Raw genomic sequence first — 23650 nt, 5'->3', positions numbered from 1 at the left:
GGACCTCACAAAAAGGATTTGCGGCGGCACTTACATTGCTGGACAGGTCTATCATTAAAAAAGCAGGCAGCCGGGGAAAGTCCCGTGTCACTGCCTGCCTGCGATCAGCCAGTTTACCGCAAGCACCGATGGATCCCACGGCCTTGCAGGCACTGCCTGACTTTATTATGGGTTGCTTTGACCGTCGGTCGTTTCCTTCTTGCCTTTCGGAACGCCGTCCAGTCCGTACACCTCGTCGTACGCGTCGAAAATTTTACGCGCGATCGGCGCGGCGCTCTGCGAGCCGAAGCCCCCTTCCGGGATCATAACCGCAATGGCCAGAACCGGATTTTCCTTCGGAGCAAATGCGATAAACACCCCGTTATCGATCAGCTTGCCGCCGACGCTCTGGGTCGATGTCCCCGTCTTCCGGGCAAAGCTGTAAGGGAAGCCTTCAAAGGAGGAAACGTCACTCTTCATCCCGCGCTTGATTTCATCCCAGTACGACTGGCTGAAATTGACGGTGTTCAGCACTTCCGGCTTGAACGTTTTAAGGATGTTGCCTTTGTCGTCGGTGATCTTGCTGACGAGCTGCGGCTTCAGCCGCTTGCCTTCGTTAGCCAGCATGGCGGCGTATTGGGCGAGCTGCAGCGTCGTGTATTTCCCCTGCTGCCCGAAGGAAGCATAGGCCATGGCCGCCTGGGCTGAACCAGCTGCTTTAACATCCATGTACTCCTTGCGGCCCTCCCATTCACCTGGCAGACCACTGCCCGTGCTGACCCCAAGGCCAAACGAAGTCATGTAGCTGTCCCATACTTGGATGGCTTTGGAGCCGTATTTTTCATACAGCTTTTTCCCGATCTCGTCGACCATAAACGCGTTGGACGACTTCTCGATCGCACGCGCCGGGTCCATCCCGCCGTATACGTGGCCCTGGGAGTTCTGTACGCGGGTCTGGTGGCCTTCTTTACCGAAGTATGCCGCACCCGTATCGTTATAGTAGGTGTTTGTTCGAATCAAGCCTTCCTTCAGTCCGATCAGGACGCTGAGCGGCTTCATCGTGGAACCGAGCAGCACGACTGATTCCGGATGGCTGCCGGATTTCCCTGGGTTAAAGGAACGGATCGTGCCGTTCTGGTAAATATTCTGAATCTTATCCCAGTTCTCCGGCGAGATGCTGCCTGACTGCCACACGTTCGTATCGTAGTCCGGCATGCTGGCCATGGCGACGATGTTGCCCGTCTTCACTTCCATCGCGACGGCGAATCCCGTCGTCGCGTTCGGATGCAGCTTGCCCGAAACCGGATGCGAGTGGAGCCAGCTCAACTGCTCGGTAATGGCCTGCTCCGTCTGCAGCTGAACTTCCTTGTTGATCGTGCTGTAGATGTTGTGCCCCTTCTCCGGAGGCACGATATCCTCCACGCCCTCCGGCATGTTGCGGGGATCGATCGGCACCTTCTTGTATCCGTTCTTGCCGCGCAGATCGTCCTGATACATCAGCTCCAGGCCATCGTAACCGACAAACTCGGGTTCGGTGTAAATCAGGCCCGGGTCGGCCTGCGCATCGCCGCTGCGCTGCTGCTCGTCGATCGTCTTGTACTTGGTCAAACTTTTGGATCCCTTAAAGGTCCGGATGTACCCGATCGTCTGCACCGCCACGGTGTCGGGGTCATAATGCCGGATGCTTTCCTCTTCGATCGCGATACCCGGGAAATCAGACTTATGTTCCGAGAAGTAGGCGATTTCCTTGTCCGACAAATCCATCTTGATCCGCCGTGGTGAATAACCCGAATATTTCTTGTAATCCAGATCCATTGCATCTATGATATCCTGCTTGGTCATTTTCTCGCCGTTCGGATCGCCGTATTTATTGAACACTTCCAGCAGGTCTTCTGCCATTTTTTCGGCTTCCGGACGGTTCTTCTTCCCGTTCTTCTCGCTGTAGTCCTTCATCAAGGTAAGATACAGCGACTGGGTCGGCGTGGAATAAGCCAGCTTCACGCCCGAAGCGTCGTAAATTGTTCCCCGGACCGGAGGCAGCGGCACATCCTTGACGATGTTGCTGGACTCCTTCTCCGTCAGCGTCGGCCCCTCCACAAACTGCAGAATGGCGAGCCGGATAATGATGACACAGAAAATAATAAACGTACTGAAAAAGAACAGGTTAATCCGCAGGTTAAAGCTGTTTTTCCCTTTCTTCGGACCTTCCTGCGCATGGTCCGTCGTATAGTCGCTCACCAGCATTCCTCCTTCCTGTCTGACCTATGTAAAACGACCTTTATTATTCTAGCATAAAAGGCATGCATTCGACATCTTTCGCTCTTCCCCTGGGTTGGGATATAAGGATGCTGTTACTTTTTTAAGAACAACAGAAAAAGACCGCCCGGAAAATCGGGTCGGTCTTCATCCAATATATACATATGAAAGCATTGTTCTATTGGAGCAGACGTCAGTGAAGCTGCTAAGCCGAATGGCCGTTTTTTCGAACGGTCTTACGGGTTCACAGCCTGCTTGTTTTTCTTCGGTACCCCGTCGAGTCCGTATTCCTGGTCATACGCATCGAAAATTTTGCGGGCGATCGGAGCCGCACTGTATGCGCCGAAGCCCCCTTCCGGAATGACGACGGCGACGGCCAGCTTCGGATTGTTCCGCGGGGCATAGGCGATAAAGACACCGTTATCCCGGTTTTTTCCATCTGCCCACTGCTCAGAGGTACCTGTTTTTCTAGCAAAATCATAAGGGAAGCCTGCAAACGCCGACTTTACGTCAGTGTTCATCCCTCGCCGCACAAGATTCCAATACGATTTGTCAAACTCGTCGGTCTTGTTCAGCACCTCACGCTTAAACGTTTTGATCACCTTGCCGTTCTGGTCGGTAATCTTGCTGACGATCTGTGGCTTGATGCGTTCCCCTTCGTTGGCTAGTGTGGCGGTATATTGAGCGAGCTGGAGGGTTGTATACTTGCCTTCCTGGCCGAAGGAAGCATAGACGAGAGAACCCTGGGCGCTGCCCGTTTGCGGAAATTTGCCGTTTTTGTCGGGCATATACTCCCTTCTGCCCAGAAATTCATTGGGGAGATCGATCCCCGTTGATACCCCTAAACCGAACTGCTTCATATAGTTGTCCCAGACGTCGATGCCCTTGTTGTAGGTACCGCCCTTGTTTTTATATTTTGAATACAGCCTGTCACCGACCATTTCGACCATAAAGGTATTTGACGAATGCTCGATGGCCTCAGCCGGGGTGCGGAGGTATCCGTAAGCATGGTTCTGTGAGTTCCGTACAGCTTTCCTCTCTTTGCCGAAATACGCAATGCCGACATCGTTATAGGGTGTCGTCGTCGAGAACAAATGCTCCTTCAGGCCGACCAGCACGCTGAGCGGCTTCATCGTGGAACCGAGCAGCAGCGTGGACTCCATGTTGTGGCCTGATTTACCTGAGGAAATGGGAGTAATGGTCCCATTCTGGTAATTGAACTTGATCTTTTCATAATCCTTATCGGAGATCCCCCCGTCCGCCCATACATTTGTGTCATAGTCAGGCATGCTGGCCATGGCCACAATTTTGCCGGTATCCACCTCCATGGCAACGGCGTATCCCGTCAGCGCATTGGGATGCGTCTCACCAGACACGGGATTGTGATGCACCCAGTCCAGCTGGTCCATGATCGCCTGCTCCGCCGTCTGCTGCACCTGCTTGTTGATCGTCAGCCAGACGTCGTTCCCCTTCTCGGGCGGGACGATCTCCTCAACACCGTCAACAATGTTGCCCGGCGTTACCGAGACCACTTTATACCCGTTTTTGCCCCGCAACTCTTTTTGAAAGGACATCTCGACACCGTCGACCCCGACCAGCTCATCCGGCGTATAGACGAGTCCGGGATCCTTCTGGTCTTTGCGCGCCTCGTCATACTCTTTTAACGACTCCGTATGCTTGAAGCTCTTAATGTATCCGACCGTTTGCACTGCGATCGTATTCGGGTTATACGTCCGCTTTGATTCCTCAATAATTTCGATCCCCGGAAATTCGGATTTCCGCTCCATGAAATAGGCGATCTCCCGCTGTGATAAATCCATCTTGATCCGGCGCGGATAATACCCGTGCTCTTTCTTGGAGTCCAGGTCCATCGCTTCGATGATGTCTTCCTTCTTGATCGGGTCCCCCAATCCGTTAAATACATCCGCTATTTTCTGAGCCAACTGCAATGCTTCCGCGCGGTTCTTCCTGCTTTTTTCCGTCGCGTTGCTGTAATCCTTCTGAAGGGTTATGTACAGCGACTGTACCGGCGTAGAAAAAGCCAGTTTGGTTCCGGTCGCGTCCAAAATATCTCCACGGGCAGGCGGGAGCGGAATATTTTTCGTGTTTTGCCCGGTTTCTTTCTCCGTCAGCGTGTCCGCTTCGACGAATTGTATGACGGCCAGCCGGATAATAATGACGCAAAATATGACGAAGGTGCTGAAAAAAAACAAATTCACCCGTAAGTTAAGCCCGGACTTGGGCTCATTGTCCTTATCGCCTTTCACGTTCCTTCCCAAAAAATTGTTCACCGATCTCCCCACTTCCTTGCACTCATCTCATACTGGAAAACATTCCCCATAATTTTAACATATCTTGACAGTGAGGAGAATGATAGGAAAATGATAAATATACGATTTCCTGGGCTGTATCGTAATGACTCAAGCGAAGTCGGCCTTTCATCGTTGGATTCTCGAATGAGGCGGGAAACTATACCTGAAGTCGCTGCCAAGCATGCGGAGGAGTTGAAAAGACAGGGCCAGCATCCATCGGGCAGGGGGATGTCAACTGCTGGCATTTCCCTGTTGCAGGGTGAGCAATAAAGTGCGGGGATCCTGTATCATTTGTATAAAGCAAGCCATTTGCGTAAATTTCGTTTCATCATTTCCCTGTAAAATACGGGCTCCATGATTTCGGCTTCCGCCCCATACTGGGACAGCCAGCTTATAAATTCAACCACGTTGGTTACACATAACTCCACAATCAGACTGCCGTCCCGGCTCTCCGCCATTCGCATCGGGGGAATAAACGCCTCAGTTCTGAACATACTCGCCATCCGGGGAGAGATCCTGATTTTAAACTGTATTTGGTCTTGCTCGTGCTGCTCATGATAAGGATCCAACAACTCTTGCTGAACATGCATATGTACTTTGACGAATACGTCATCTAAAACTTCTACCTGCTGAAAATTGCTAAGAGCGTAAATTTGGATATTCCTTTCCGAATGGCTCCTGCCGACCAGATAAAAGCGCTGCTTCCAAGGTACGAGCCAGTAAGGATCGATTCTTCCGGACTTTCGCTCCCGGCGGTCAGAAAGAACGTATTCCGCCTGGATCGTATGCTGGGACAAGGTGGCCATGAGGATCGGGATGAGAAACGGCGGCTGATCCCGTATCGCTGCCGCAGACTTGTCCGCCGATGTCATCGCTTCTTGCTGCTCTGTTACCGCGGAATCTGCTCTTCGCTTATGGTTCGCCGCCATGACTTTCTCATATGCACTTTCAAACGCCGCGGGCAGGATCGGTTTAATCTGATTCATAATGGAAGGAAGCGCCGCGAAAGCGGACATTTCCTCTTCCGTCCAATCCAGCGGATACAAGGCAAAATCCCCGATGAACCTGTACCCTTTGCCATGCCCCTGATGGGTAATCGGAATGTGCATGGCGCTCAGGGCATCCATATCGCGATATATCGTCCGCTCGCTGGTGCCGCAACGCTCCGCAAGCTCCCTGGCCAGAATGCCGGGCTTGGCCTGAACCAGGGTGATAATGCGCATTAGTCGGATCAGTCTGTCTGTCATGTGGATTCTCCTAGCTCGTATAGTAAATTAGACTCATATCTCAACTTCCGAAGTAGTCCATTCGACTTGTAGCAAAGTGAATCCTGCTTTCATGTTCCAAAGACCATCCCCTTCGTTTTTGCTATTTTTTCTTGAAAAATATGTACTTGAAATGGCAGGGTATACATGCGACTCCTTACCCGTTTCTAACCAAAGAAGTATTCCTATTCATGTAAGTTCCTACATAGTGCTCGCTGAGCTGGTACAGCATGTCGGCCTCGGCCAGCAAACGGCCGTCCGCGTTCCGGGCCGCGCTGATCAGCAGCTCGTCCCCCTTGCGGCGGAGCACCCATTCCCCATGCTCAATATCGCCGAATTCGAACAGCCTGATGGCTTCCTTGACTACTCCCGGTGTTTCCAGAAGTTTCACATGCTTATGGACGTGGAAATCCTCCGGCTGACGCAAAAGCCCCATGTGATACGTGTAATTCAGATAAAGTTCTTTGACGGGGAGCTCCTTAATCCGCTCCTTGTTCCGCTCCTTATAACGCCACTGGGCCGAGATAACCCCATGAAGACCTGGACTTTGCGGCTCAAGGGCAAGCTCGATCGCAAAGAACTGCTTGACTCCGTCCTGCAGATGCCCCAGCGGCACGATCAATGAATGATTCAGTCCTCTTCTTGCCTTTGCCCCGTAAATACGCAGCAAGGTCACATGCGGTTCCAGCCACAAGTGCAGCTCCACATCCCGGGCGATAAGCTTAGGGGAGGTTCGCCTCCGGGCAGGACGCAGCGTTCCTCCGTACCACTCGACTAGTAGAATAGCCTTATTCATTCCGCTGGCAAAAATATGATTGCGGTTCCATGTAAATTGATCCTGTATACCTGACTGCATGGATGTTCACCCCTATCTTAATTCATCGTCTTTATATCGTACCAATATTGGCTGACAGCATCTTGTCACGGAACATACGTTCGTATTCATATATTTGTAAATAATATCACAACATTCCACTATTTTCTACCTGATTCTTCCTTTTTTTCGAGTAAACCACTCCCTTTACCGCGGCTTTTTCACTTCAATGCATCTTTATGTAAAAAGTCCTACGATTTGTCCTAAACTAGTATAAAAGAACGAAATTGAAATAAATGTCGAAACGTGTAGTGTAGATTCGAAGCGGCCAACTTTTTTTATCGGCATAAATTTCGCCCATGCGAAAAAAGACCCAGAATCTCGAAGGATTCCAGGTCTTTTGCGTGTTGAAATATGGTATTATTTAGACATTAACTGACAATTGCATTCATTTTGGTTTCGTTTGGACCGGCCGTTTCGCGGATTTGAACCGGTGCATACGTAATTTTGTCAATCCACAGCTCCTTGCCCAAAGGCTCGCCGTTAACGGTAATCATAATCTTTTTATATTGTTGTTCTGTTTCACGCATCATTCATTGCTCCTTTTCATGTCGTATATATTCGTATATTTGAGAGGGCTTCTTCTATTCCTGGGACTGGCTCTTCTGTCCGCCTTTTGGTACGTCATCCGGCTTCCTTTTTCATTTACCCGCTTTGGGCGCCATTTGAAACCGGTCCGGCAAAAATGGACGAAAGTGGAACTTTTCCGCCGGTTTTCGAGTATATTCTATGGACGGCTCCGGCCTGTCCTGCGTGATGGACAACCCTCACTTTCTATAACTCTATGCAGGAGGTTGTTGCTTTATGAACCGGAACTTATCGCTCATCCGCCTATTATGTGCGGTGATGATTGTCATATGCGGCACGATGCTGTTCAAGACTTCCGCCAAAGCGAATTATTTCGACGATTTTTATAAAGGGGTGGAGACGTTCTCCGGCCTCCCCAGCGAAGTCAACCGGCTGAAGGAGAGCTACCGGGAAACCTTGGACGACCTCGACCGGGCTCAAGCCAACGCGAAGCAGTACCAGAAGCAGAACGCCGAGCTGATGGCGCAGAACAAGAAGCTGTCCGAAACCGTTCAGGCGCTGCAGGAAACCAATCAGGCCAGGGCAGCCAGGGAGCATAAGCTGAAAGTTATGCTGGTCACGGTGGTTGCTCTTGCCGCCGGGTATTTTGTTTTTATCCGCATTATGCGGTACTTCATGCGCAGAGCCAACCGGATCTAGCGACAAACCCGGAGTCCGAAGTAGGAGGAATTGCCATTGAATCTGTCGATACTGGAACATGCAAGCCCGGACAGCGGACAAGCCGTGACCTTCCTGCTGGAACAAGGGGAAGCGATGCACTTTCTGCATCCGGAGCAGATCATCGCCTACAGGGGACCGTCCGACGGGCGGACCGACCGGCTGATGAATATCAAGGGGATGTACCGGAAGAAAAAGCTGATCCAGGCAGATATGCGGGGGAGCTGCAGTTTTACCGCAGCGCTGCCTCCCGGCTACAGCGTCAAGCCGATTGAGCTTGCCGGCGGCAGCGATTTGCTGTACGACCTGCGGCATTTATTTTTTTACAGCTCCGGCATCACTATGAAAACGCGGATTCTGAGCGCGAAGAATATGCTGATTACCCGTGACGCCGTCAAGGTGAAATTTGCCGGGACGGGCACGATCGGCGTCCTGACCGAAGGCATGGTCCTGGAAGCGGAGCTTCATCCGGACGAGCCGCTGTACGTTGACGCGGGAAGCGTGATCGCTTATCCCGAGAATGCCAAGCTCGACTTGACGGTTTACGGCAATACGCTGGCCAGCCAGCACATGAATTATCATTTTAAAATGACGGGTGTGGGAACGGTGCTGTTTCAGGCCGGACACCGGAGCAGCCACCTGGAGAAGGACCTGAACAACGACGGGCTGATCAAGCGGGTGCTGCGGGAGATCATTCCGTTCGGGGGAGTTTTTATCAAGTAAGGGGTATACGGTTTGCCTGAATCTGACATATAATCTCCTTAAACATTCCGAACGAAAGAGGACCTGACATGTACATAGCCGATCCTTCTTGAGTTCAAACACAAGGAGGTAACATGTCCGTTCAAACGATGACCAAGACTTCGCCGCCAAGTGGACAGCAGCCGCTGACGCAGCCGGATATGTCGGCCACGGTCTACCGGATCCTCATCGCCATCAGTCTCGTGCATCTGTTTAATGACTCGATCCAATCGGTCATCCCGGCGATCTTCCCGATTCTGAAGTCGTCCATGCACCTGACCTATACGCAGATCGGGATCATTTCCTTTGCGATCAACTTTACGTCCTCCATCATGCAGCCGGTGGTCGGATGGTTCGCCGACCGCAAGCCGACGCCCGCGCTGCTCCCGATCGGGATGGGCTTCACCTTCACCGGGATGCTGCTGATGGCCTTCGCCACCACCTATCCGGCCGTGCTGCTGGCCGTCGTGTTTGTGGGCCTGGGCTCGGCCGCCTTTCATCCGGAAGGCTCGAGGGTATCCCACATGGCCTCCGGAACGCGCCGCGGGCTGGCCCAGTCGATCTTCCAGGTTGGCGGCAACGCCGGGCAGTCCCTGGCTCCCGTGCTGACGATGTGGATTTTCATCCCGCTCGGCCTGTTCGGCTCGATCTGGTTTACCGTCGTCGCCGCGGCCGGCATTGCGGTCCAAATCTTTATCGCCAGATGGTACGGCAACCGCCTGCGCACCGGGGCGTACCAGAAGAAGAAAACGCAGGCGCGCCAGCTGCGGCCGGAAGTGCGCTCCCGCGTCCGTTTCGCGATCGTGCTGCTGGTGCTGCTCGTGTTCGTCCGTTCCTGGTACAGCTCGTCCATCAGCACGTTCTTTTCATTTTATCTCATGGAGAATTTCCACCTTTCCGTGAGCGACGCGCAGGTTTACATTTTCCTGTTCCTTGCAGCCGGCGCCGTTGGCACGTTCTTTGGCGGTCCGCTGGCCGACCGGTTCGGCAAACGGAACATGATCTTCTGTTCGATGATCCTTGCTGCTCCGCTGGCCATCCTTCTGCCTTATGCGAATCTGTTCTGGTCCGGCGTGCTGCTGGCGATCATCGGCCTGATCGTCTTCTCCAGCTTCTCGGTGACGGTCGTGTATGCGCAAATGCTGTTCCCCGGCAAAATCGGAACCGTCTCCGGCCTTATTACCGGCCTGGCTTTCGGAATGGGAGGCCTTGGCGCACTCGTGCTGGGTAAATGGACCGATATTGTAGACATTACGACCGTCATGCAGATCTGCAGCTTCCTGCCGCTGCTTGGCATTCTGACTTATCTGCTTCCGTCCGACAAGCTGCTGAACCGGTGGTCCGAGGGAACGGAAGCCTGATCAGCGTTGTTGCGCGTCCAAGCGATTCATCTGCAAAAAGGGACCGCCCTGGGCTTTATAATAAGCCTGGTGGCGGTCCTTTTAGGTTGCCGGCATATGCGGTTGTGCAGACTGCCGTTATCTCTATGGCCCATGAGTAAATATAACAGTCCCTTGCCCGACCCAAGTTAGGCCGTCTCCCAGCGGGTCCTACTGCACCTTACCGGCCGCGGCCTCCCTATGCCTCACCATCCGGCTGCTCCGAGCGCAGCTTGGTCACAATCCGGCGCTTCCTGTACAGCATTTTTCCGGCTTCGGCCACATCCTCAATCGTGCCCTTGTTGCTGATGGAGCCGAAGAAAATCCCGGCAATCGGCACGAGCTGGAACAGCTTTTTCCATCCGAAGCTGTCACGGTACGTCTGCACCACTTCCCGCCAGCCCTGAATCTGCGACATGACTTGGGCCGGCGCGTGGTCTCCGTCAAACTGACCAAGCTCGTCCAGCACCGCCTTTTTGCCGACGATGTCGGCCGATGCAAACTGCAGGCACTTGACGATAAACAGGCGCTCTTTCTCATCCCTCGGATCGTATCCGTAGCAAACGGCGATCTCCTGCAGCACCTTCAAAGAGAGGCCCAGCACCGCAGGGATGTCGATGGCCAGCGTCAATACGCCGCCGATGCCCGTTGTGGCCCCTTGGGCGGCGGCAAGCTTGGCGCGGCTCGCGGTGAGTTCATCCGCCACGCTGTCCATGACCGCAAGCGGCAGATTCGCCGCCTCGGCGAGCGTCAGTCCGGCTCCATCCCCGCCGTCATGCCCATCCGCCGGTTCCGGCGCTCCGCTTCCCTCCGGACCGCTTCCCATAAGCGAATGCGTCCGCTCAAGCCGCTTAAGAATAGATCTGCGCTGCACCAAATACTGCCCGCCGGTCTGCAGAAACCGTCCGACCTCGCCAAGCCCTTCGGCCAGCTTGTCCTGAATCACTTTCGGCGTCAGCCGGTCCAGCAGCATAAACGGCAGCCGGCTCCATTTTTCCCAAAACCACGCGCTTTTCTGATCCTTCTCCCATTTTTCAATCCGCCTTAATTCCTGCTCCAGCTGATCTTTGGTCTCCATCTGTCCAGACACCTCCCAAAATTGGTTGTTCATGTAACACGGCCCCGATACGCCTTTCCCGCGATCCGGCTACCCACATACAAAGATAGGCATGATAAACGAGAAAGACCGCATGGATGCAGCTGCATGATGGACATCTTAAATCTGTATGCCTTCCCGCTCTTTGAACCGGCGGATCAGAAACTCGCTGTGCACGTTCGTGATGCCTTCCACCATCTGGAGCTTCCGCAAATATTTTTCCACATGCTCCTGGTCATCCATCAATGCATGGACATGCAGGTGCGGGCCGCCGCTCATCTGGTAGACGCTCGTGATTTCATCATCCGCCAGCAGCGTTTCGGCAACGGTCTCAAGCAGGTTCCACTCCACTTCGATCAAGAAGTACACCGACATGCTTTTTCCGGCCTTCAGCGGGTTGACAATCACCGTAAATTTATCGATGATTCCCTGCTCCATGAGGCCATTGACCCGTTCCCGCACGGCAGCCCGCGTCAGGTTCACAAACCGGCCGAGCTCGGCATGGCTGAGCCTGCCGTTATCGAGCAGATGATCCAGAATCATATTGTCTTTTTCGTCCAAGTGTTTGAATTTCATGGCTTTCTTCCTCTCCCGGCATAAGCTTCATTGCTTCGTTGTATTTTACATTGTAAAAACAAACTACATAAATATCGTCCGTTTGTATGGTTAATATTATACAAACGGTGTATAATGAATCCGTCCTACGGCATCCGGATGCGATTAGCCCCGTGTTTTTAGTGTACAGGGACACGGCGGAAGAGCGCAATCCGGACTCTTATTTTCTGATACAGGCAGGTGTACTCATGTGATTACGTTATCTTTGGAAATTCTGCTCATCTCCGTTCTGGCCGGCATCGTCGGATCGGTGCTGGGTCTCGGAGGCGGCATCATCGTCACGCCGGCGCTGACGCTTCTATTCGGCGTCAGCATCGAGCATGCCATCGGCGCCAGCATCATATCCGTCATCGCCACTTCAAGCGGCTCCGCCATCGCATACATCCGCGACCGGATCACCAATATGAGGGTCGGGATGTTTCTGGAAATCGCCACGACCATCGGGGCGATCACCGGAGCGTTCATCGGCGGCATCATCGCTCCTAATCTGCTCTATATCATCTTCGGGCTGCTGCTCATCTACTCCGCGTTTAATATGATCAAGAAGAAGAGCGAAGGTGCCGCCGGTGAGGTCAGCATGAGCCCGGCTGCCAAGAAGCTTCGGCTTGAAGGAAGCTATTATGACAAAGCCATCAAGCAGGACGTCCCTTACCATGCCGGAAACGTCTACGGAGGCTTCTCCGTCATGTACGGCGCTGGAATCGTATCCGGCCTGCTCGGCATCGGCAGCGGCAGCTTCAAAGTGCTGGCCATGGACGTGTTCATGAAGCTTCCTTTGAAGGTCTCGACCGCCACCAGCAACTTCATGATGGGCGTGACCGGGGCGGCCAGCGCGGGGGTTTACCTGCTGCGCGGGGATATCGATCCGCATATCGCCGGACCGGTGGCTCTCGGCGTTCTGGCCGGAGCGACCGTCGGAGCGCAAATTATGCAGCGTCTCAAAAGCAAGACGATCCGCCTGCTGTTCATTCCGGTGCTGGCGTACGTGGCCGTGCAGATGATTTTGGAAGGAGTGGGACTGACGAAATGAGCGAAACGAACGAGCAACGTCAAGAGCGGCAGCAGAAAGATATTTTGGAGGTGGAGCTGGCCGTCAGCCGCTGGCTCCGGGTCGGCGTCGTGCTGAGCGCAGCCGTCATCATCGTCGGATTGGTGCTCTTTTTTATGGAGGGAAGCAGCGGATACCCCGGCAGCTCTTACCCGCACAGCCTCCCCGATATTGTGAGCGGAATCGCGTCGTTCAAGCCTTATGCCGTCATCACGGCCGGATTGATCCTTCTCATTCTGACCCCCGTACTGCGCGTCGCTATTTCCATCTGGGTATTTGTGCGCGAAGGCGACAAGCTGTATACAGGGATTACCACCCTGGTGCTGCTGATACTGATCATCAGCTTTATCTTGGGAAAAGCCTGAAACTCCGGCATTCCAAAAAGCCCTGCTTCTTCGCAAAGAAGGCAGGGCTTTTGTATTAAGTTTCCTGTTCCGGAGGGTCGTCCGGATCTTTAGGCGGTATGATGTTAGTGGCCTCTTCGGACTTCTGCTTCTCTTCGTTGAGATGAACTACCGGAAGCGCCGGCGAAGTCAGAATCGCTTTCACCTGCTTCCGTTTCGCCTTCGGGCTCAGCACATACACCGTATCGCCCGACTCGATTCTCGTGTTCCCACGCGGAGCGATGATCTGTTCGTTGCGGATGATCGCTGTAAACAAAATGTCCTCCGGCAGGTCGAGCTCGGAAATTTCCTTGCCGGCGATCGCCATCGTCTCGTTGACGTCCACGTGGTTGATCTCCGATTTGGCTTTGCCTAAGGCCGTCAGCTCCAGGAGCGAAGGGTTGGACGGTTTGATTTCTCCCGCCAGCCCCAGCTTCCCGGCAAACGGGGAAATGGTCGCCCCTTGGATAATAGCCGAAGTCAGCACGACGAAAAACACCACGTTAAAAAATAGCCGTCCGTGTTCCATATCCGCCAGCATCGGATAAGTCGCCAGCACGATCGGTACGGCTCCGCGCAGGCCGGCCCAGGAAATGAGGAGCTTTTCCCGGAAAGAATACTTCATCCCGAGCGTGCTGAGGAAGACGCCAACGGGCCTTGCAATCAGCATCAGAATCAGGGAGAGCAGCAGACCTTCCCCGACGATGCCCGGCAGCTCGGATGGAAAGACAAGCAGGCCGAGCAGCACGAACATGACGATCTGCATCATCCAGCCGAACCCCTGGTTAAAATGCATAATCGAACGCCCATAGGCCAAATCGGAATTGCCCATGACGATAGCCGTCACGTAGACGGCGAGGAGCCCGCTGCCATGGATCACCGAGGTGGCGCTGTACGCAAGAATGGCGAATCCGAGCGCCATCACGGGATACAGTCCGGACGAATCGAAATTGATCTTGTTGATGACGTAAACCGCCAGCCTGCCGATGAGCAGCCCCATGACCAGGCCGATGCCCATTTCCCAGAAAAACGACAGGATCATTTGGAAGATTTCCGCCTCGGGATGCTGAACATATTCGATCAGGGAGACGGTAAGAAAGACGGCCATCGGGTCATTGCTGCCGGACTCGGCTTCCAGGGTGGAGGTCAGACGCTTTTTGATATTTTTCCCTCCAAGCACCGAGAATACCGCGGCCGCATCCGTCGATCCGACGATGGCACCGAAGAGAAAGCCTTCCACCCAGGACACGCCCAAAATATACTTGGCGCAGACGCCGACGATAAAGGTCGTCAGCAGCACCCCCACCGTCGCCAGCGACAGGGCCGGCTTGATGACCGGCTTGATATCAGCAAACTTCGTCTGCATGCCCCCTTCGAACAAAATGACAATCAGCGCCAAAATCCCGACGATCTGGGTGATGAGGACGTTATTGAAATACACGAACCGCGTAATCAGCATGCCAACGATGATAAACAGCACAAGGGCCGGCATGCCGAATCTTGAGGAAAATTTGGTGGTCAGTACGCCGACGAGCAGCAGGCCGGCCATTAATAGAACAAGTGAATTAACCAGTGTTGTGGAATCCAAACAGCCTCGCCTCTTTAAAATGGAATGTAAACACGCCTTAATTTCGGTTGCGAACAAGAAAATTGCCCTAGTTATATATAAACCAAGCAACTAATGTTACAAACAAAAGCGGTATGTCCCCTCCCCTTTAGGCCGTCAATTGACGGTGAGAACAGCCCTCTGAAAAGGGGAATCATGGGTCTACATTTTCCAAATAAAGGCGGGATTATGCGGGCTTATTGGACATGAGCGGATCATGGTAAATAGAAAAGGGAGCACCGCTTCTATCGCGGTGCCCCCTGCTTACAATTTAAACGTCTTCGTCCGTGACGGCTCCTTTGGATGCCGAGGATACGAGCCGCGCATACTTCCGCAGCACGGCGGCGGAATGCTTCAGCTGCGGCGGGAACCACTGCTTCGCTCTCTCCTCCAGCTCCTCGGAGCTGACCTGCATATTGATTTCCTGGGTTTCGCTGTCGATGGTAATGATATCCCCTTCCCGAAGGAGGGCAATCGGACCGCCGACCTGAGCTTCCGGAGCCACGTGTCCCACCACAAAACCGTGCGAGCCGCCGGAAAACCGGCCGTCAGTCAGAAGCGCCACGTCACCGCCCAGTCCTTTGCCCACAATCATGGCGGTGACGGACAGCATTTCCGGCATGCCGGGACCGCCTTTCGGTCCGCAGTAGCGGATGACGACGACATCTCCCTTCCGGATCCGGTCGCTCACGATCGCTTCCGTGGCTTCTTCTTCACTGTCAAATACACGGGCAGGCCCGGTAAAGGACAGCCTGCTCAGGCCGGACATTTTGGCTACGGCCCCATCCGGCGCCAAATTACCTTTCAGCAGCACGAGCGGCCCTGTAGGCTTCAGCGGCTGATCCAGCGGTCTGACGACGTTCTGGCCGCTCCGCAGCGGCGGCACCACTGCCAAATTTTCCGCGATCGTATGCCCGGTTACGGTGATGCAATCGCCATGAAGCAGGCCCGCTTCAAGCAGCAGCTTCATGACCGCAGGGACACCCCCGGCATCGCTCAGATCCTGCATCATATACCGGCCGCTCGGCTTCAGATCGGCAAGATGCGGCACCTTCTTGCGAATCCGCTCGAAGTCATCAATGGTCAGATCGACCTGAACGGAATGGGCGATGGCCAGCAGATGCAGAAAGGCGTTGGTCGATCCCCCCAGAGCCATGACGACGGTAATGGCGTTCTCGAATGCCTTTTTCGTCATAATGTCTCTTGGATAAATCCCTTTTTCGAGAAGCTGGATCACCGTTTCTCCCGCCCTCGCACACTCATCGGCTTTTCCGCTTGCGATGGCCGCCGTCGATGAGGAACCAGGCAGGCTCATGCCCATCGCTTCCGCGGCCGCAGCCATGGTGTTGGCCGTGTACATTCCCCCGCAGGCTCCGGCACCCGGACAAACGTGGCACTCGATTTGATGGAGCTCCTCGGGAGTCATTTTGCCGTCATGATACTGCCCGACGGCTTCGAAGGCCGTCACGATATTTACGTCTCGGCCGTTCAGCGATCCAGGCTGAATTGTGCCTCCATAGACGTATACAGCGGGAAGATTCATGCGTCCGATCGCCATGAGGCAGGCCGGCGTATTCTTGTCGCACCCGCCGATCGCTACCAGGCCGTCAAAACGCTCGGCGTTCACGACGGTTTCGATCGAATCGGCAATAATTTCCCGGCTGGGCAGCGAAAACAGCATGCCTTCATGCCCCATCGAAATGCCGTCGGAAACGGTGATCGTATTGAATATGAGCGGAGCCCCGCCGCCGGCCTGAGCGCCTTTCTTGGCTTCCCTGGCCAATTCATCAATATGCATATTGCAAGGTGTCACTTCGCTCCAGGTGCTGGCCACGCCGATCATCGGCTTCTTGAAATCCTCATCCTTAAATCCGACCGCACGGAGCATGGCCCGGTTCGGGACCCGGTTTACGCCCTCACTGATGACTTTGCTGCGAATCCGCAGATCTGATCGATCTTGACTCGTCATTTCGAATCGTCTCCTTCCGAGTGGTTTTGAATGAATGCATAAAGCTCATTCATCGGTCTCAGCAAATTCTGCTTCATCACCGAGGCGGCCAGCGCCGCATCCTTCTTCTCGAACGCCTCGATGATGCGGGCATGCTCTTCTGCCGAGGCAGCGGTTGCCGACACCGGCTGGGCCAGAAAAACATACTTAAACCTCCGAATATGGATTTGCAGCGAGGCGCTGAAGGATGCAACGTAGGCATTATCCGAAGCGTCCACGATCAGGTTATGAAACTGCTCGTCAAGCTCCATCGCCTGGTACGGCTGTCCCTGCTTGATCGCGGCGGCGAAATCGGCGTTAAGCCCCTTCAGCTGTTCGATCTGCGCCGCCGAAATTTGAGTCGCAGCCGTTTCAGCCGCCAGGGAATGCAGAGCAGCCAGGGTAGCATACATTTTCAGAATGTCATCCTTCTCGACCGTCTGAACGCGTGTATCCCTTCCCGGGTGCATTTCTACAAGCCCTTGGACTTCCAGCAGCTGCAGTGCCTCGCGTACGGGGGTGCGGGAAACCCCCAGCGCCTCCGCCAACTCGGCATCCACCAGTTTTTCTCCCGGTTGAAGGGTGCCGTCGATAATCCATCTCTGAATTTGGCTGAAGGCCCGCTCCTTGGCGGTCATACGCACAGGCGAGGAATAACTTTTAGGGATCGGCATGATCGCTCACTCCTTTATCTTATGTATGCAATATATCGCATACATATATTAAATTCAAGAATAAAAATGAAATGCCCTCCCATTTCCCGTCGCCTGTTATGCGGATCGCAACCAGTCATGCTATATTGGAAATAATCAGACGGATTATCGCTCCCTGCGGCCCCAGGTTATCCTGTACCGTAGAGATGACTTGAAGTCGGCGGCGAACAGCCCCTTACTTACGGAGGTGCGAACGTATGGATCAACCGGTGAAAGTATACAATACAGCGGTGGAAGTAACCCTGGAGGTGATCGGCGGCAAGTGGAAGCCGGTCATCCTGTTTCATCTGACCTTCGGTAAAAAGCGGAACAATGAGCTCCTGCATCTTATTCCTTCCATCACCCAGAAAATGCTGACCCAGCATTTGCGCGAACTGGAAGACGAGGGCATCATTCAGCGCATCATCTACAATGAGGTTCCTCCCAAGGTCGAGTATGAACTGACCGAATACGGCTGGAGCATGAAGGAGCTGCTGCACATGATGTGCCGATGGGGAGAAATGCATGTCGATAAAAAGTACCAGGGGACGGCGGTCATCCGAGAAAACTCCCGGTTGGAGCCCGCGCCTTAACAAGCAGGGTTGCCGCCTGCAAGGGGCAGGCGTCCATCGGCAGATCGGTTGTTTGAAAGGCACCGGCGGCGCCAAGAGAGATCCTGCGGCATGACTCGGAAGGATCAGAAGCATATAAACAAAGAGGCTGCATCCCTGCAAGATCAGGGGCAGCCTCTCTTTATATACGTTGGGGTTATCATAGGCATGACGGCCAAACCCACGCGTTACGGAATGACCTTACGCCGGCGCAAATCATCGAAAATGTTCATGAACATCTCTTCTGTATCCACGTACTCATGGAAGCCAAAGCGGCGGGCTTTGGTCCCATCGGCGAAAAAATCGTAATCCCAGGAGAAGACGAAATCGCCGAAGCCCCAGGAAGAAACCTCTTGATAAGAATGCAGGGCAAGCCCGTGCTTTTGGACCATGTCATTCCACAACGGCTCTTTGTCGGCCATAACGACGTCTAGGGACATCTGAAGGGGCGGCGCCGTCTCCATTCCGAAGTAAGCGGCGATCTTCGGCCACATCTCGTTCCACCGGAACAGATCCCCGTTGTTGATATTGAACGCCTGATTCGCGCACCGCGGATCGGTTGCGGCCCACACGGTAGCTTTGGCAAGAAGCCCGGCATCAGTAACCTCCATCAGCGTATGATAGGCCCCCGGTTTCCCCGGAAAACGGAGCGGAATGCCCAGTTCCTTGGAGATGGACGCGTATACGGCGATAACCATGGCCAGATTCATCGGATTGCCCAATGCAAAACCCGCGACCACCGAAGGACGAATGGCCGACCACGTCCAAGCCTTCCCCTGCTGCCGTTTCTCCAAAAACTGCTGCTGATCCACATTAAACTCGGGCGGCATATGACCGGCATCCGATTCCTTGGCCGGTGTTTTGAACGGGCCGAGATGCGCACCGTACACTTTGTACCCCTGCATCAGGCTGACATGCCGCAGCCCCGGCGATCCCGCTTCGACCGCCTCGACGCTGTTGACCAGCATGGCCAAATTCGGTGCCACCAGCTCGGCCCAGGTCGGACGGTCCTGATAAGCGGCGTAGAACAGATGCGTCACCTCGGGAAGCGCGCCCAGGCGGCGCCGGGCATCTTCCGGGTCCAGCAGATCCGCCGCGATATAGCGGACCCGCTCCCGGTCCTCCCCTCCCCTCCGGGATACCCCGATCACTTCCCACTCCGGCAGCGTCAGCAGATAGTCGATGAGATTGCGTCCAATCACCCCATTGGCCCCGACGACCAATGCCACTTTCCGTTCTTCCTTAACCGATTTATGATCATTCATGGAATGTCAGCTCCTTTGTTTATTGTGCTTGGTGATGGCTCTATTGTGCACCCGGATTGCGCCCTCGGGAAGTACGCACTTCAAAGTCATTTAAGCACTTTTTTGTAACGTTGGAGCAGACAACGGCTTTCCGGGCATCTGTTTTTTTCAATTGAGGAAATGGCTCGCCCATCTTCACTTTATCCCGTTAGAGGGCTATACTTATTCTCGACCTATTTGACAACTAGCATGACGGATGAGGAGGCATGTATAACTTGAAGATTCGGCTGCTTAATTCAAATGAATTGCAACAGGCCGCAGACCTGTCGGACCTTGTATTTGGCAAGCCCGGCCAGCCCTCTATGGGCAAATCGTTTCCGGCCCTGTTTCATCCGGGTGTCAGCCATTCCTATGGCGCGTTCACCGATGAGGGCGAGCTGGTGGCGTTCATGGGACTGGCGCCGGACGTGGTGCGGATCGGGGAAGCCAGGCTGAACGTGTTCAGCATCGGTTCGGTATGCACACACCCCGACTTCCGCGGGCAAAATCTGGCCAGCACGCTTCTGGCGGAATGCATGGAGCATGCACGCCGCTCCGGGGCTTCCCTCGTATTCGTATCCGGCGGCCGTTCCCTGTACCGCCGGGCAGGCTGCTACGATTTTGGCAGAGTCCATTATGCCATGCTGGATCGCGGCAGCGCGGCAGCCCTTTTGCAACCGGATACAGATGAATGGAGCATCAGCCCTATGCGGCCGGAGGATACGTTCGGCATCTCCGCGATCCTCTCCGGCGCTTCCCCGGCCTATGAGCAGGGCCCCGCACAGCTGCTCACGCTGCTGGGCAGCAGCGCCATCGCGGACATCACCATGATGCGCCAAGAAACGCTCACCGCTCGCAAAGACGGCGCGATAGCAGCCTTTCTGGCCGCTGCCGTGCCAACGGCTCCTGAATCCTCGACGTCCGGCGAACCGGCCAAGGCCGTCGAGTGGGGTGGCCATCCGCAGGCCGTCGCCCGGCTGCTGGCCGAAATGCTCCAGCGCCACCGGATTCAGCGCTTGGAGGTTCCGGTGCCTTGGCAGGAGCAAGCCCTGCTGAAACTGCTGCAGCAGGCCGGCGCCGCGGTCCAATCCGGCCCGAACAGCGGCACCGTATGGATCGCGGACGCCCACAGCCTGCTCACGCAGTGTTCCCCGCTGCTCAAGGTGGACTGGCAATCCTTTATCCGCATCGATGAAGCCGGCGGCAGATCATACACGGTCACAAACAAGGGACAGGAACTCGTGCTGGATGACAGCGGTTTGCTGTCGCTGCTGTTTGATCCCGAGTCTCCCCACCTGGCGGGGGCGCCGGAGGATTTCTGTACGATACCTCTGCCTTATTTATCCGGACTGCATTATATTTAACAGCAGCGGCTACAGCGCTGGTGCATACGCGTCCAACCCAAAGAAAAGGAGCCGTCCCGGTATACCCGGACGGCTCCTTCGTATGCAAATATCCTACTTTACGATAAAGTCCGCCATCGATTTCACTTCGATCCGGCCCGGTCTGGCCGGGATGAACGGCTCTTTCCCTTCCGAACGGGCGTAAAACTGCACGCGCTGCTCCCTGCCCGGAATCAAATCGAAGAAATTGTCGCTGAAGCTGCCCTCCGCCTCGCTGGAAATCCATACTTGTTTGGCCAGCGTATCCGTTGTAAGGATCAGCGTATGACCTTGGCTGCCTTCTTCCTCCCGTACCGTAATATTCGCTTTGGCGAACGCGAACTCCTTAGCCGGCACGAAATAATACTCCTTGCTGTCCACCACTTGTCCGGACACCTCAAGCTGGACGAGCAGAAACGTTTCCTGAGGGCGGCTTCCACCCAGCAGCTGCTCCACGGAGCAGGTATGCACCTTTTCCGATATGTTCGCGCTTATGCTGAAGCTCTCCGCCGTTTCCTGCAGGACGTTCCCTTTCAGGTCCATGACCTGCAGGCGAAGATTTCCAGACAGCGGCTGAAGCACATCGGAAAGGACGTAAATGTCCAATGCATCGCCGCGCGTACCGTCGATGGAAACGGCGACGTCGCGGAAGCTGCGTTTGGCGTAATACTGGAGCGCCTTCCAGCGGCCGAAATAATCCATTCCCGCCCAGGAAGCCACCGGCCAGCAATCGTTCATCTGCCAATACAGCGTCCCCATGCAGTAAGGCTTCTTGCGGCGATGCGCCTCAATCGCCATCTTCATGGCTTCCGCCTGCAGCACCTGGCTCATATATAGGAAGGACGGAAAATCCTTCGGCTCGTTCATGTACATATCCATATACTGCTTGATCAGACGGTTGCCCTGCCCGTTCTTCTGGTGGGCCAGCATCACTTCGGATTCCAGGGCCAAATCATGCTCTTCGGCATAGCGGCGAACCGATTTGTATTCCGGAAACGACTGAAAACCGTATTCGCTCATGAAACGCCCAATGTACACGTTATAATTTTCAAACGGCTCCACATTGTGCCATACGCCCCAGTAATGGATGTCCCCGCCGGTGGAGCTGTTCGTCGCATGCTGACGAATGTCCCCGGTCAGCTCGATCATCGGCGAAGACGGCCAGTAATCGGCCTGCGGCGCATAACGAGTAATCGCTTCCGGCAAAATCCGGTGGAAGATCGCCTCGTAATCCTGCCACAGGTGCTCGCGGAGCTCCGGAGTATACTGCTGCTTCCAGCCCCAGCCGGTATTTTCGGAATAGTGGGACCAGGCCGTATCGATTTCGTTATTTCCGCACCATAAAACAATCGAAGGATGATTTCTCAGACGTCTGACGTTCTCCTCCGCTTCCAGCCGCACATTTTCCAAAAATGCCTCGTCGCCGGGGTACATGCTGCAGGCAAACATGAAATCCTGCCATACCATCAGGCCGTATTCGTCACACAGCTCATAGAAAGCATCCTGCTCGTAAACTCCCCCGCCCCAGACGCGAAGCATATTCATGTTGGAGGCTGCTGCACTGGCAATCTCATGACGGTAGCGTTCGTAGGTTACTTCGGTAATAAAGCTGTCGTTCGGGATATGGTTGGCACCCTTGGCGAACACCGGTACTCCGTTCAGCTCGATATAAAAGGTAGAGCCGGCCTCGTCCTTATCGCGGACCAGCCTGACCGAGCGCAGGCCCGTTTTAACGCTTTTCTCGGCTGCCACGCCGCCGTCAACGATCAGCTCCGCACGGAACTCATACAAATTCGCCTCACCGAGTCCACGGCACCACCACAGCTTCGGATTGTCGATCACCAGCGGGAGTTCCACCGTCTGGGTGCCTTGTGACAGCTGGACCTGCTGGTCCCAAGTCTGACCGTCCGCGCTCAGGCGAACCAGCGCTTCCCCTTCCAGGTCTGATTCCAGCTCGATCACGGCCGTTATCTTTGCGGACGCTGACGTAACCTCCGTCTGATCGATGTACACATCCTGAATCCGGCTGTGATCCCATCCTTCAATATAGACATCCCGCCAAATGCCGCTGGTCACGAAACGAGGACCCCAGTCCCATCCGTAATGATACGGCGCCTTGCGGGCGAATACGCTGATTTTCCTGTCTCCAAGTCCTCCGACATCCGACTGGTCATTCGTTGCCGGCAAATCGTAGCCGAGGCGCTCCAGCTTAGGAAGATTCTCCTGAACCGGCGAGCGGAAACGAACATGGACCGTATTGTCCTTCGGCTGCAGCACATCCTTGACATCGGCCTTCCATGTGCGGAACATATTATCCGCCTGAAGAACAGGTTTGCCGTTCACGGCGACGTCCGCATAGGTGTCAAGCCCTTTAAAGACGAGCTCCAGATGCGGAAGGGACAGCAGCTCCTCCGGCAAATCGAACCGGCTTTCGTAATCCCAATCCTGCTTATCGATCCACTGCACTTCCTTCTCATTCGTTCCGTAGAACGGATCCGGAATTTTGCCGTTGGCCAGCAGATCCGTATGTACGCAGCCCGGTACCTTCGCCTCCATCCATTCCTGGTCCTTGCAAGCCTTAAAGCTCCAGCTGCTGATGTTCCATTGCGTTTTGTCCATGATATCCTCCTGCCATTGCTCGTATTGTCCAAAGAAAGTTAGCATAATTTATTATAACAAAACTAACAATCTAGTAAATGATCATTTTCCCCACCAGCCGGATGTTTTCAACATCTTCAGATCACCGGGAAGGGACGGCACGAGGGCCAACGGGACCCTATTTTTTTGCTCCTGTAGATAACATCTCGGCCGCCCCATCATACACTGCAATAAGACCTCTGGCTTCAGCTGCGGCGACAAGCTGTATAAATCGATTTCAGATGATCAAACATACATC

General features: G+C 54.5%; 19 protein-coding genes. 7 read left to right on the top strand and 12 right to left on the bottom strand.

Annotated features, from left to right (window positions below; genetic code table 11):
* Positions 1–165: 165 nt before the first annotated feature.
* From K2F33_RS14390 to K2F33_RS14370, 5 genes are all read right to left on the bottom strand, one after another.
* A complete protein-coding gene (locus K2F33_RS14390) occupies positions 166–2217 on the bottom strand; it encodes a peptidoglycan D,D-transpeptidase FtsI family protein (RefSeq protein ID WP_263882072.1) in 2052 nt (683 codons plus the stop codon).
* A gap of 254 nt (positions 2218–2471) precedes the next feature.
* Positions 2472–4526, bottom strand: a complete 2055-nt coding sequence (locus K2F33_RS14385) for a peptidoglycan D,D-transpeptidase FtsI family protein (RefSeq protein ID WP_412973986.1) — start codon at positions 4524–4526, stop codon at positions 2472–2474.
* Positions 4527–4834: 308 nt separating this feature from the next.
* Positions 4835–5794 carry a helix-turn-helix transcriptional regulator gene (locus K2F33_RS14380; RefSeq protein WP_076173689.1) on the bottom strand — a complete coding sequence of 320 codons (960 nt, stop codon included), beginning with the start codon at positions 5792–5794 and terminating at the stop codon, positions 4835–4837.
* 175 nt (positions 5795–5969) lie between these two features.
* On the bottom strand, positions 5970–6668 hold the full coding sequence (locus K2F33_RS14375; protein ID WP_089548472.1) for a hypothetical protein: 699 nt from the start codon (positions 6666–6668) through the stop codon (positions 5970–5972).
* Positions 6669–7057: 389 nt separating this feature from the next.
* Entirely contained in the window at positions 7058–7219 is a 162-nt protein-coding gene (locus K2F33_RS14370) for a hypothetical protein (protein WP_167372909.1), read from the bottom strand.
* 271 nt (positions 7220–7490) lie between these two features.
* Between K2F33_RS14370 and K2F33_RS14365 the strand changes: the two genes are divergently transcribed.
* The 3 genes from K2F33_RS14365 (at position 7491) to K2F33_RS14355 (ending at position 10033) form a co-directional block, all read left to right on the top strand.
* A complete protein-coding gene (locus tag K2F33_RS14365; protein ID WP_263882070.1) occupies positions 7491–7913 on the top strand; it encodes an MreC domain-containing protein in 423 nt (140 codons plus the stop codon).
* Between the two features lie 114 nt (positions 7914–8027).
* Positions 8028–8654, top strand: coding sequence for an AIM24 family protein (locus K2F33_RS14360; protein ID WP_263882361.1), 627 nt, complete (start codon positions 8028–8030; stop codon positions 8652–8654).
* 113 nt (positions 8655–8767) lie between these two features.
* Complete coding sequence (locus K2F33_RS14355) at positions 8768–10033, top strand: MFS transporter (RefSeq protein WP_076173681.1); 1266 nt, start codon at positions 8768–8770, stop codon at positions 10031–10033.
* A 217-nt stretch (positions 10034–10250) separates the two neighbouring features.
* On the opposite strand, the gene K2F33_RS14350 is transcribed toward K2F33_RS14355, so the two are convergent.
* Both K2F33_RS14350 and K2F33_RS14345 read right to left on the bottom strand, forming a co-directional pair.
* Positions 10251–11129 carry an EcsC family protein gene (locus K2F33_RS14350; RefSeq protein ID WP_263882069.1) on the bottom strand — a complete coding sequence of 293 codons (879 nt, stop codon included), beginning with the start codon at positions 11127–11129 and terminating at the stop codon, positions 10251–10253.
* 138 nt (positions 11130–11267) lie between these two features.
* The gene (locus K2F33_RS14345; RefSeq protein WP_076173678.1) at positions 11268–11723 is read right to left on the bottom strand and encodes an Lrp/AsnC family transcriptional regulator; all 456 of its coding nucleotides are present in this window, start codon (positions 11721–11723) and stop codon (positions 11268–11270) included.
* Positions 11724–11952: 229 nt separating this feature from the next.
* Here K2F33_RS14345 and K2F33_RS14340 point away from each other — a divergent pair, with 229 nt between their 5' ends.
* The gene (locus K2F33_RS14340) at positions 11953–12792 is read left to right on the top strand and encodes a sulfite exporter TauE/SafE family protein (RefSeq protein WP_076173677.1); all 840 of its coding nucleotides are present in this window, start codon (positions 11953–11955) and stop codon (positions 12790–12792) included.
* Positions 12789–13175 carry a DUF1634 domain-containing protein gene (locus tag K2F33_RS14335; RefSeq protein WP_076173676.1) on the top strand — a complete coding sequence of 129 codons (387 nt, stop codon included), beginning with the start codon at positions 12789–12791 and terminating at the stop codon, positions 13173–13175. The genes K2F33_RS14340 and K2F33_RS14335 overlap by 4 nt, the downstream gene beginning before the upstream one ends.
* A 55-nt stretch (positions 13176–13230) precedes the next feature.
* Here the strand turns inward: K2F33_RS14335 and K2F33_RS14330 are convergent, their stop codons facing one another.
* The 3 genes from K2F33_RS14330 to K2F33_RS14320 all read right to left on the bottom strand — a co-directional run bounded on the left by K2F33_RS14330 (position 13231) and on the right by K2F33_RS14320 (position 17460).
* Complete coding sequence (locus tag K2F33_RS14330) at positions 13231–14781, bottom strand: potassium/proton antiporter (protein ID WP_263882068.1); 1551 nt, start codon at positions 14779–14781, stop codon at positions 13231–13233.
* 289 nt (positions 14782–15070) lie between these two features.
* Positions 15071–16768, bottom strand: coding sequence for a dihydroxy-acid dehydratase (gene ilvD, locus K2F33_RS14325; RefSeq protein ID WP_263882067.1), 1698 nt, complete (start codon positions 16766–16768; stop codon positions 15071–15073).
* Positions 16765–17460: a GntR family transcriptional regulator gene (locus K2F33_RS14320; protein ID WP_263882066.1), complete on the bottom strand. Its 696-nt coding sequence runs from the start codon at positions 17458–17460 to the stop codon at positions 16765–16767. Before K2F33_RS14320 ends, ilvD begins: the two co-directional genes overlap by 4 nt.
* A 236-nt stretch (positions 17461–17696) precedes the next feature.
* On the opposite strand from K2F33_RS14320, the gene K2F33_RS14315 reads away from it, so the two are divergent.
* A complete protein-coding gene (locus K2F33_RS14315) occupies positions 17697–18071 on the top strand; it encodes a winged helix-turn-helix transcriptional regulator (RefSeq protein ID WP_263882065.1) in 375 nt (124 codons plus the stop codon).
* A gap of 206 nt (positions 18072–18277) precedes the next feature.
* Here K2F33_RS14315 and K2F33_RS14310 read toward each other — a convergent pair whose 3' ends face one another.
* Positions 18278–19354, bottom strand: a complete 1077-nt coding sequence (locus K2F33_RS14310) for an SDR family oxidoreductase (protein ID WP_263882064.1) — start codon at positions 19352–19354, stop codon at positions 18278–18280.
* Between the two features lie 254 nt (positions 19355–19608).
* Between K2F33_RS14310 and K2F33_RS14305 the strand changes: the two genes are divergently transcribed.
* Positions 19609–20736, top strand: a complete 1128-nt coding sequence (locus tag K2F33_RS14305; protein WP_263882063.1) for a GNAT family N-acetyltransferase — start codon at positions 19609–19611, stop codon at positions 20734–20736.
* A gap of 93 nt (positions 20737–20829) precedes the next feature.
* Here K2F33_RS14305 and K2F33_RS14300 read toward each other — a convergent pair whose 3' ends face one another.
* Positions 20830–23373, bottom strand: coding sequence for a beta-mannosidase (locus K2F33_RS14300; RefSeq protein WP_263882062.1), 2544 nt, complete (start codon positions 23371–23373; stop codon positions 20830–20832).
* Between the last annotated feature and the right edge of the window lie 277 nt (positions 23374–23650).

Source organism: Paenibacillus sp. PSB04, from assembly GCF_025809195.1.
GTDB classification, from domain to species: Bacteria; Bacillota; Bacilli; order Paenibacillales; family Paenibacillaceae; genus Paenibacillus_AQ; species Paenibacillus_AQ favisporus.
Note: the sequence above shows the minus strand (reverse complement) of the source record. Positions and strands in the feature narration are given on the sequence as shown.

What these genes read in the sequence shown, in the direction of transcription:
- K2F33_RS14380 (WP_076173689.1), bottom strand. Translation starts at nt 5,794, where the DNA reads ATGACAGACAGACTGATCCGACTAATGCGCATTATCACCCTGGTTCAG.
- K2F33_RS14375 (WP_089548472.1), bottom strand. Translation starts at nt 6,668, where the DNA reads ATGCAGTCAGGTATACAGGATCAATTTACATGGAACCGCAATCATATT.
- K2F33_RS14370 (WP_167372909.1), bottom strand. Translation starts at nt 7,219, where the DNA reads ATGATGCGTGAAACAGAACAACAATATAAAAAGATTATGATTACCGTT.
- K2F33_RS14365 (WP_263882070.1), top strand. Translation starts at nt 7,491, where the DNA reads ATGAACCGGAACTTATCGCTCATCCGCCTATTATGTGCGGTGATGATT.
- K2F33_RS14360 (WP_263882361.1), top strand. Translation starts at nt 8,028, where the DNA reads ATGCACTTTCTGCATCCGGAGCAGATCATCGCCTACAGGGGACCGTCC.
- K2F33_RS14355 (WP_076173681.1), top strand. Translation starts at nt 8,768, where the DNA reads ATGTCCGTTCAAACGATGACCAAGACTTCGCCGCCAAGTGGACAGCAG.
- K2F33_RS14350 (WP_263882069.1), bottom strand. Translation starts at nt 11,129, where the DNA reads ATGGAGACCAAAGATCAGCTGGAGCAGGAATTAAGGCGGATTGAAAAA.
- K2F33_RS14345 (WP_076173678.1), bottom strand. Translation starts at nt 11,723, where the DNA reads ATGAAATTCAAACACTTGGACGAAAAAGACAATATGATTCTGGATCAT.
- K2F33_RS14335 (WP_076173676.1), top strand. Translation starts at nt 12,789, where the DNA reads ATGAGCGAAACGAACGAGCAACGTCAAGAGCGGCAGCAGAAAGATATT.
- ilvD (WP_263882067.1), bottom strand. Translation starts at nt 16,768, where the DNA reads ATGACGAGTCAAGATCGATCAGATCTGCGGATTCGCAGCAAAGTCATC.
- K2F33_RS14320 (WP_263882066.1), bottom strand. Translation starts at nt 17,460, where the DNA reads ATGCCGATCCCTAAAAGTTATTCCTCGCCTGTGCGTATGACCGCCAAG.
- K2F33_RS14315 (WP_263882065.1), top strand. Translation starts at nt 17,697, where the DNA reads ATGGATCAACCGGTGAAAGTATACAATACAGCGGTGGAAGTAACCCTG.
- K2F33_RS14310 (WP_263882064.1), bottom strand. Translation starts at nt 19,354, where the DNA reads ATGAATGATCATAAATCGGTTAAGGAAGAACGGAAAGTGGCATTGGTC.
- K2F33_RS14300 (WP_263882062.1), bottom strand. Translation starts at nt 23,373, where the DNA reads ATGGACAAAACGCAATGGAACATCAGCAGCTGGAGCTTTAAGGCTTGC.